Genomic DNA, 8,018 nt, shown 5'->3' with positions numbered 1-8,018 from the left:
TGTAACGTTGTGTAACATCAACTAAACTCCATGTGTCGGGTGACTCACCCTCACACGTAGTTTAGCATATACGTTGTAAGTAATTCTCCCACCTTAGATAAGTTTTCTAAATTTTTAAATTAGACAATATTTAATTTGGTATTCATGTAATAAAAAGTTCAAAATCAAAATGCTTGAATTCAATACAGCAACAAAAGAGAAACTTATTAACTCCAAAATTAAAAATGAAGAGAAACTCTACCTCATATCAAGGTATATTGAAGAAAAATACTGCTTTCAAATTCAACCTAACCATTGGGATGACAAATTTGACAACCTTTTGGAAGTAGAACGAATTTATTACAGAACTTGGCTTTGGTTATGTTATGCTGAATGGGAGAACCTTGTAGTTCCTGTACCAGAATTTGAAGTAATTTATGGATCAGTACAAATGTCTAACTTAACCAAATATATTAAGTCGAATAAGGATAATCAGGAAATCGATAAAATATATAGTTTAGACGGAAAAGCAGGGATTGTACTCCTCGAATGGGGATTAGAAAATTTACAAACTATTTACAACATTAGCTAATCTCCATCCATCGGTCGACACGCCCGCTGGTCGTAGTTTAGCCATTACGTTGTGCACAAGTTTAAGAGAATCATCATATATAAAATACTAAACAATAAAAATTTATACTTGATGATATTATAAAGCTACTTACTTAACCTTTTGTATGTAAGTAGTTAATACAAAATTTAGAAACATACAGATTTAAAACTTAAGGGATTTAAGAAATAATATTTGATTTTATGAAAGTCCAATACATAATACTAGTATTCATATTTGCATTTCTGTTTCAAACAAATTGTTTTAGTCAGCGAAAGATTGAGGGTACATACTGTAATATTTTTGGAGAAAAAATTGAATTTCTTAGAGATTCAACATTTAAACATACTTGGTGTATTGATTTAGCAAGCAGTTGGACAATTGGCAAATGGAAAATTTATAGAGATACAATTTATCTAACATCTTCATTAATTATGGACACATTGACAATTTTAAATTCAGAAAATACTTTTTTAAAGGATTCACTTGTATTGTCAACTGATGAGAAAATAGATAGAATATAAATTTAGAGTATGTAACGTCATCAATTTCCGGCGGTGGACAGAATAGGAAACAACCTCTGACAATATTATATTTTAAAAATGGAAAGTTATATAGACTCTTAAATAATAAATTAGACAGTAGAAAGTACAGGGCAAAACTAACAAGTAAGAAATATAAATCTTATTATCAACCTATTAGTAAAAAATAACCAGTGCACAACAACAGCTAAAACTCCATGTGTCGGGTGACACATCCTCACACGTAGTTTAGCCATTACGTTGTAGGCAATTAAAGAAACTAAGAAGTGAAAACTGGAATGATAAATACAAAAATTTCTAATAAAGAAGTTGTGGCCATTATTTCATCAATAGGATTAATTGCTTGGATTGTGTCTGATTTTTTTGGTGGTATATTTATTTGGATGCTTTCGTACGGATTAATTATAATACCAATATTACTTCTATATAGTTTTTCAATTTTTGACACAATTTTTGAATTAATAAGGAAAGGTAATCAAACTAGTAAAATCAAGTTGATTGCACATGGTACAATACTATTTTCAATTCTGACAATTAATCTTTGTCACTCTGAAATTTTCAAATCGGAGTCAATTATGACCGCTGTCCTGAAACATGATCTTTATTATTATCGTCTTATTTTTAGAAAAGATAATACAGTAGAAAATCAAATAAATGGGTTTATGGGATATTCAGAAACTATATATGGTAAGTATAAAATTGAAAATGATTTAATAATTTTTAATCCAAAACCATACGACAATGACTTTATTCCAGATACGCTACTAATAGATAAAAAACAGAACGTAATCTTTATGGAAAGGGATAAAAATGGAGATTTTAAAACTGAGAAAGAATGGTTAAATCATTTTAAGATCGAAGAATAAAAACAACCCCCAATAACAGCTAAAACAGCAAGTCACGGGTAACGCACCCTTACACGTAGTTTAGTCATGATGTTGTGGGTAATAATATATATTTCATGAAATTAATTTTATCTTTCTTTTTTCTGTATTAATATATCATTCTGTATAGCACAGCATAAAACAAAAATAGAATCAAAAAATATTAATAATACTATTGATATTATATCGTTAGATGAGGCAAAGAATAGATTAAATAATTCTAAAAATAAAAAAGAATATTTGTCTAGCTTAAATGAAAAATAGATGATAGTCAATATAAATCCTTAATTTCATCTCCCTTTAATAGTTCTTCAATATTCACGGAATTAGAAAACCAAAAAGTAGTCAGAAGTCGATACTATTTAGAGAAGTTAGATGAACTAATAAAAATAATGTTAATGAGGTTATTCTTCTCAAAGAAGACTATGACTATATTTGTTTGGGTTGTCTACATATTTAATACAAATTTTTATAAAGAATCAATTCATATCAATCTCACAAAAGGGGAGATCAGCTAAATATTTATCTCAAATGGAATAATAGATGAAAATCATGAAGATATAATTGAACTGAAATATGAAATTTATAATGGTGAAAAGTGAAATATGAAACCAAAAAAATATGGAACGGATGAAGTATTTGATGAAGGGCATACATTATATACTGTTTTCTTGCCAAATGGTAAAATAGAATCTATGTATATGAGATATTAGATACCAAAAATGTTAAGAAAAAATGAATAAACTACCCACAAAATCAGCTAACTTCCATATATCAGGTGACGCACCCGCTGACATAAGTTTAGCATTTACGTCAATGCAATTATGAAAAAATCGACTTTTGGTGTTTTCGATCCCTTTTTGGGAAAAACATCCACTTCATTTAATAATTTCTGATCTATCTGACGATTTCACTAATGATGATGACATGAGTATGGTAAATGCTCTTAGTGTCATCAGGACTATATTAGATAATAATTCATTAATTGATACAACGAAAGGGCTTTTTACAATGTTAAATTCAGGAAATTGGAGAGTTCATGTTTTAGTCGTTGTAATTCTAATTATGGATATTAAATTTAGAACAGAAGAAGTATTTTCTCTTATTAGAGCAAGAATAAGAGTTGGAACATGGGCTAGTCCACAATTATTAGTTGTACTCAATGCATATGACAATCAATTCCCACAAAACATGATGGATGTATTAGATGACTCTTTTGAAATAAGAGGTTATGTCAATCTAGATAACACCTCCAAATTAGGATCCAATGCTTTTATTAAAGAACAAAGCCAAAAAGTAAAATCAGCAATGAAATGGTTAATCAATAATGAATTTGAAGCTGATAATGAAGGAATGAAAATGGCTAAATCATGGTCTATTAGGTTATTACAAATCCAAGAATACTTGGATAAAAAGAACTAAATACAACAACATTAAAAAAAACATAGCTAGCGTGGTTGCAAAACTGTAACTACTTTATTCTAGGTTGAGTACATCAATCCAAAGAATACGATAAGTGCTCAAAAGACTCTATATTGTTTCAAAACTTCTAAAATTTTATATAAAACTTGTATTAACTAAAAGAAAAATCAAATGATCCTTCAAGAGTTAACACCTGCTCAAACACATATGATATTAAATCCTATTAAATCAAAAAATACGGATTTATTAAAATTTGCCTTATTTGATCTATTTTTTAAGGAAATTTTAATGTTAGAACAAGAGTGGAAACTCCCACATCCAAAAAGCTGGCAAGAAAGTTTATTTATCTATGTATCAAGAGGTAAAAAATACGATGAATATATCTATAACATTCATCAAAATATCTTCCTAGAACCATTTAAATTAGAGAATAGAAGAATACAATTAAGGAAATTAATCAAAGAAATATTACCATTATGTGGAAATGGTCAAGGATATAAAGCGATACAACTTAATGAAGAATTTAAATTACTCGATATATTCCATCAAACATTAAGTTTTAAAGACTTTAATATATTTTTTTTAAATTCTAAGGGAAGAAAATTAAAAAGTGAACTCAAACTAAGTTTAAATTATTATAATCAACAATTAATTTCTCCTGATTTTAACGAAAAAGGTATTTATGAAATTCTTAAAGATATAGGCTCAAATATTTTTCTATTAAATAATTTCAATGCAGAATTAATAGAAAAGCTTAATTCAAATTTTTCTACTTTCATTAAAGGTTCAACTATAAAGGATTCTTCAGAATATACTATAGTTTTTGAAATCCTTTATGAGGTTATGACATTGCCTATATTTACTAATATGAATATAATAGATTCATTTACAGGTTCTTTTGATTCAGGCTTTTATTATGAATAAAGTAACCATGATTCTTCAGAAAATGACTAATTTGGCTTTGATGGATTTTTTTTAATTACAGCTAAAACTTCACCTCCAAGTGAGGTATCTTCTCATTAGGTTAATAATTTCGTTTCGGTAACAAAATGATTGACTATATGAGATTGATATAGAAAACAATTATTAATTTTATAAGACAACATTATCCAAAATTCTTAAAAGCTTGTCGAGATCTGAATGGAAAAATACATATAAACCCTTTTGCTGGAATGAGATTTATCTTAAAACATATTTTGTAAATGATAAAGAATGATTAAATCATTTTGAAATCGAAAAATAAAAAACATCATCATATTAGCTGACACATCCTCATTTAATACATCGTTGTGAATAATAAAAAAAGCGAAGTGAATGAATTGAAATCCATAAGAAAATACTATAAACCTATACAGCCAACAGTTTCGGTTGATGATAACGAAATATGTTATCATGAAACCCAGCCCAAAAAAGAAATTGAGGATTTCATTTATTGTTTTTGGCAACTTAAAACGCAGAAATATTTAGAAAACGACTATAATTATCGAGTAGTTTCTGATGGTTGTATTGACATATTTTTTGATCACAAAAAACCAATTGAAAACTTTGTGATGGGATTTTGTAGAAAGTTTGTTCAGTTTCCAATTGGGAAAGAATTTAATTATATCGGTATACGGTTTTTACCTTCTGCATTCACACATTTGTTCGGAGTGGATGCCAAATCTGTAAGCAATCAATCTCAAGAACTAAATAGTATTTTACCTGACTTTTCAAAATGGATTACTTCAGAAATTAAACCAGAGGAATCATTTGGAAATATCACAAAAATCCTGAATGAAAAACTACTTGGACTCTCACAGAAACAATGTATTGTTTACGACCACCGATTTTTAGATGCGTTAAATTTAATATTCAAGTGTCGTGGATTTTTGGATACCGAAAAAGACCTTACTATAGGATTAAGTCCGAGACAACTTCGCAGAATTTTCAACTTTTATATCGGTACAACTCCAAAATCATTTAGTAATGTTGTGCGTTTTCAACATATTCTTAATACAAAACCTACAAAACAAAGCCTAAAAGAAAACAAACTCTACTTTGATGTTGGTTTTTTTGATCAAGCTCATTTCATTAAAAGTTTTAAAACATTTTATGGAGTAACACCTTCCGAAGCTTTCCGTTAAGTTTGTCCGATTTTTACAATTCCTCGGCTTATTGTCAACCTAAATTTGTATCAACAAGATTATAGACAATGAGAGTAATATTAATGACTGTGTTTGTTCTTTCAGTAGGTTGGACAAATGCACAATCAACAAATAAGATGAAACTTAACGCAGGAATAATCACTGAAAAATTACAGGAAACTAAGAAGTTTTATATCGAGGTTTTGGACTTTGGAGTAAGTTTTGAAAACGAATTTTACCTATTGCTTCACACACCCAATCAATCTTCAGAAATCAGTTTCTTACAACCAAATCATCCAAGTCAAAAATACATTTTCCAATCTGAATTCAGTGGGAAAGGAGTATACTTTACGATTGAAGTTGAGAATATAGATGAAGTCTATAATGACCTAAAAAGTAAAGGAGTGCAAATTGAAGTTGAAATACGAGATGAGCCTTGGGGTGACAGGCATTTTGCAATTAAAGACCCCAATGGAATTGGAATCGATATTGTGACTTATACCAAACCTAAAGAATAATAAATGCTTACTGGTATAACAATGGCAACAAAGCGTAGTGAAAAAATTGATGAAAATAATTCTAACATTACTATTTCGAAAGGCTTTTACTACTATTCTCTGTCAAGAGAACCTTATGGGGTTGCTACTTTTTTAAATCTTAATATAAAATGAAAACACTTTTTGTCTTACTTCTTATGCTTGTTTTGGTAATTTTTAGTTGTCAAAACGAGAAATGTCGTCTTTATGATTCTGGCCATTTACAAAAAGCTGAACGTGATATTACTCCGGAACCAGATTTAATATTGAGGCTTAATTCAATGTATGAAATCATTTCTGAAGAAAAGTTGAATGTTCAATTATCAAAAGAAAGATATTTAGCGAATAAATATAATGGGGAGTTCACATCAGAAACAGATTTGATAATTGGAAGGAATAAAATTAATCAGGTAATTTATCTAGAGGAATTTATAGTTGACAGATACTCTGATAAACCTTTTGAAATCATACAGACTTATTTTTTTGACAAATATGGAAGGACATTCGCTATTGAACAACACATGAACTCTGTTTGTAATCATAGTGATGCACATCAGACAATTGTTCGTTTTTATAATTCTGCTTTCGAACTGATTGATATTAAGTATAGTCTCTTGGGAACAGAAGGTGAAGTACTTGATAAAAGGAAATGCGGTAGTGATTTTGATGAAACACTTGGTATTTCGTCTAATTACACCGAATTGCTTAATACTTATAAATTTGTAAAGGAAAAAGAATAGCCACTCAATAATTTCATATTAAATACTTCTTGTCATCTTTTACCATTTGATAGCAATATCGTTGTACACAATTAAACTTATAATGAAAATACTTCACTTAATATTTGTTCTACTTTCTTCTGGATTTATCTATGTTCAGTCTTTTATAACCTTGGATACACTAACTGATTATCCTTAAGAGATAAACACTAAAGTAATAGGGGAAATTGATCAGGTTTATCATGTAGATTTCACAGGAGATTCTAAAAAAGACTATATAATTCAGTCAAAAATGGATAATGTAGGTAAAATCAAAGAAACATGGTTGACATCTGATTTTTTGCTGTTCAATAAAAAATCAAGATTTGTTCAAGATTATTATTTTATGGGTTTTATAAATCTAGACCAGGACGTAAAGCCTAAGTTATATTTAGCAAGTGACTTTTCGGATGGAATAGATTATGCAATCTACAACCTGAATATGAAAACAGGTGAACAAAGATTACTTTTTTATTTTAATCCTATAATCACCCATAATGAAAAACATTATTGGGGGTACCCATGGGATACAAGGAGTATATGTACAAGGACTAAAATAATGATTTAATAATTTACTGCTCAACAGAACATAAAATAATTAGAGATGGTGAGACAACGTACTTGGAAAACCAAAAAATAATGCTTGTGATATTTGTATTAGGAGGCCAAATTCAACCTGGTTTTACAATTGATGAAATCAAAAATAAAGAATGGGTATCAATTGAAGAATTATATAAAACTGTTAATAATAAAAACTAAATTTTAATATACTCAATTGCTTATTCTATCTAGCTTTACTGTTGTGGATAAATGAAAAGATTAATATCATCAGAAGAGGTTTCTAATCATCAAGATTTTTTCGAGAAATGTGCACAAGCATATGGAATACTTAGAGAAAAATTGATCAATAAGTTGACTAGTCCTAAAATAATATTCCAGATTTAGAGGGTTTTCCTTTATCTCAACTTAATGTGTATAATGGTAATACAAATCATAAGCCTAAAGGGAAATTGGGAAATTAGAACTATTTCTTTCATGGTTATCATTGCTTTTTTTAGAATAGGGAAACCAAACAAGAAATAGAAGTTCCATTAATATATGGTGAAGAATTTGGAGAACTTGACCCCTATTTTTTTTCGAGGTTTATTAAAACCTTACCTAGTT

Annotated in this window: 7 protein-coding genes; all 7 read left to right on the top strand. The window is 28.7% G+C overall.

Annotated elements, in window-relative coordinates; genetic code table 11:
* Positions 1-169 precede the first annotated feature (169 nt).
* Positions 170-571 (top strand): hypothetical protein, encoded by a 402-nt coding sequence (locus tag HGP29_RS25790; protein ID WP_168885351.1) that lies wholly within the window; start codon positions 170-172, stop codon positions 569-571.
* An 826-nt stretch (positions 572-1,397) separates the two neighbouring features.
* Positions 1,398-1,997, top strand: coding sequence for a hypothetical protein (locus HGP29_RS25785; RefSeq protein ID WP_317169969.1), 600 nt, complete (start codon positions 1,398-1,400; stop codon positions 1,995-1,997).
* Positions 1,998-2,855: 858 nt separating this feature from the next.
* Complete coding sequence (locus tag HGP29_RS25780) at positions 2,856-3,437, top strand: hypothetical protein (protein WP_168885350.1); 582 nt, start codon at positions 2,856-2,858, stop codon at positions 3,435-3,437.
* A 171-nt stretch (positions 3,438-3,608) separates the two neighbouring features.
* Positions 3,609-4,361 carry a hypothetical protein gene (locus HGP29_RS25775; protein ID WP_168885349.1) on the top strand — a complete coding sequence of 251 codons (753 nt, stop codon included), beginning with the start codon at positions 3,609-3,611 and terminating at the stop codon, positions 4,359-4,361.
* 365 nt (positions 4,362-4,726) lie between these two features.
* Positions 4,727-5,560: a helix-turn-helix domain-containing protein gene (locus tag HGP29_RS25770; RefSeq protein ID WP_317169968.1), complete on the top strand. Its 834-nt coding sequence runs from the start codon at positions 4,727-4,729 to the stop codon at positions 5,558-5,560.
* Positions 5,561-5,628: 68 nt separating this feature from the next.
* Complete coding sequence (locus tag HGP29_RS25765; protein ID WP_235958352.1) at positions 5,629-6,078, top strand: VOC family protein; 450 nt, start codon at positions 5,629-5,631, stop codon at positions 6,076-6,078.
* 149 nt (positions 6,079-6,227) lie between these two features.
* On the top strand, positions 6,228-6,836 hold the full coding sequence (locus tag HGP29_RS25760; protein ID WP_168885348.1) for a hypothetical protein: 609 nt from the start codon (positions 6,228-6,230) through the stop codon (positions 6,834-6,836).
* The last annotated feature ends 1,182 nt before the right edge of the window (positions 6,837-8,018 follow it).

The organism is Flammeovirga agarivorans (genome assembly GCF_012641475.1).
Taxonomy (GTDB): domain Bacteria; phylum Bacteroidota; class Bacteroidia; order Cytophagales; family Flammeovirgaceae; genus Flammeovirga; species Flammeovirga agarivorans.
Note: the sequence above shows the minus strand (reverse complement) of the source record. Positions and strands in the feature narration are given on the sequence as shown.

Bases quoted from the DNA above. Each gene is read 5' to 3' on its own strand.
- HGP29_RS25790 (WP_168885351.1), top strand. From the start codon at position 170: ATGCTTGAATTCAATACAGCAACAAAAGAGAAACTTATTAACTCCAAA.
- HGP29_RS25765 (WP_235958352.1), top strand. From the start codon at position 5,629: ATGAGAGTAATATTAATGACTGTGTTTGTTCTTTCAGTAGGTTGGACA.
- HGP29_RS25760 (WP_168885348.1), top strand. From the start codon at position 6,228: ATGAAAACACTTTTTGTCTTACTTCTTATGCTTGTTTTGGTAATTTTT.
- HGP29_RS25775 (WP_168885349.1), top strand. From the start codon at position 3,609: ATGATCCTTCAAGAGTTAACACCTGCTCAAACACATATGATATTAAAT.